Below are 1,445 nucleotides of genomic sequence, written 5' to 3' on the forward strand. Positions count from 1 at the left end.
AGAAACGCAAGAAACGGCTCCTCGGAGTCCGGCACCGTCTCGCCCGCCTCTTCGGCCTCCTGGGCCTGGCGGCCGCGGGCCATCCAGGACCGGTACGTGGCGCTGGTGATCCCGGCCGCCGCGCACGCCGCCTCGATCGTCGCCCCGGCCTCGATCGCCTCCAGCAGCTCGCTGCGCACCCGTTCGTCCAGCAGACGCAGGGGCCGGCCCCGGCGGGGTGTGTCCTCGGTCATCACCAGGCGCACCGTAGGCGCCGGTTCCCGGTTACGTCCTGCCCCGCCACAGGCCTGCCGCACCGCTGTGACCTCGGTGTTGGCGGTGGCCACCGCGGCCGTCTCTGGTGGCGGCCCCCAGCGGCGCCGACCCGCGGTGCAGGTCTGCTGCGACAACGCCCGCTGGAGGGTCACCCGTGGCCGGCGATCCCTCATGACCGACACTCAGCACGTAGACGTGTTTTCCCAGGTCACAGGGTTGTGGTCATGGACGCGGGGGCGAATAATTTTCTTCAGGGATTCCATGTAGAGCTGGCGGGCTGACCGAGCGCCCGCCCTTCGAGGCCAGACACCATCAGGGTGCCTGACCGGCGATCCGGGCCGGCGGCGGTCCACGCAGGCGACAGACGTCACTGCGGAGGCACACCGTGGCGGACAAGATCGGAAATGTCACCGAACGCCGCTTCGACACCCTGGTCGACCGGGCGCACGACATGGTGCAGACGATGACTAGTCACCAGTTCGCCATCGGCGACATGGCGCTGGAGATCGAACCGATCCGTCGTCCCCGGTCGGGACGAGACGAAGGGATCCACGCCTCGCTGCGCTTGTTCGCCGACGAGATCGGCGAGACGTTCGACACCGTGCTGACATGGCGCTGGGTCGCCGACGCGTGGCCAGCAGATCAGCGGCGCGCTGATGTCAGCTACAGCGTCCACCGGGTAATGGCGTCTCATCCTGACCGGTTCAAGCTGATCCGCAAACCGCCACTGGACCGGCGCGGCCGCCGCCACTGGACCACAGAGGCCGCGGCCAAGGCCGTAGCCAAGGCCGAAGGCAGGGCCGAAGGTCATGTCAGGACCGTGTCCGCTGACACGAAGGTCCGCCGGATCCGCGAGCTGGCCTCCGACGACACCGTGAGGTCCGCCGTGGCCGCGGAGTTTTTGAGCCGGCCGGACGTCGCCGGCCGCGTCATGGCGGACCCGCACACCCGGCGTCAGCTGTACCGGGCGCAACGCGACCACGACCAGCAGGTACAAGACACCGCCCGGGAACGCACACCTGCGATCAAGCACGTCGAACGCTCGATCCACTTCCTGGACCTGCTGCGGACCGGCCACGCCTTCGTCAGCGGGATCAAACGACTCATGCCACGAATTCAGGCCGACCCGCTGACCCGGCAGGACCGCGACGTCATCCACCACCTTCTGGACCAGGCCCAGGCGGCCATCG

2 protein-coding genes are annotated in these 1,445 nt (G+C 68.9%); one reads left to right on the plus strand and one right to left on the minus strand.

Features of this window, described 5'->3' with window-relative positions; translation table 11 throughout:
• Window positions 1-233, minus strand: a 233-nt coding sequence (locus tag C4U03_RS39665; protein WP_200827804.1) for a hypothetical protein, incomplete at its 3' end; no start/stop codon positions are given.
• A gap of 407 nt (window positions 234-640) precedes the next feature.
• Between C4U03_RS39665 and C4U03_RS39670 the strand changes: the two genes are divergently transcribed.
• Window positions 641-1,445: DUF6192 family protein (locus C4U03_RS39670; protein WP_103945032.1), on the plus strand; the 805-nt coding region annotated here is incomplete at its 3' end.

This window comes from Thermomonospora echinospora, from assembly GCF_900108175.1.
In the GTDB taxonomy this organism is placed as follows: domain Bacteria; phylum Actinomycetota; class Actinomycetes; order Streptosporangiales; family Streptosporangiaceae; genus Thermomonospora; species Thermomonospora echinospora.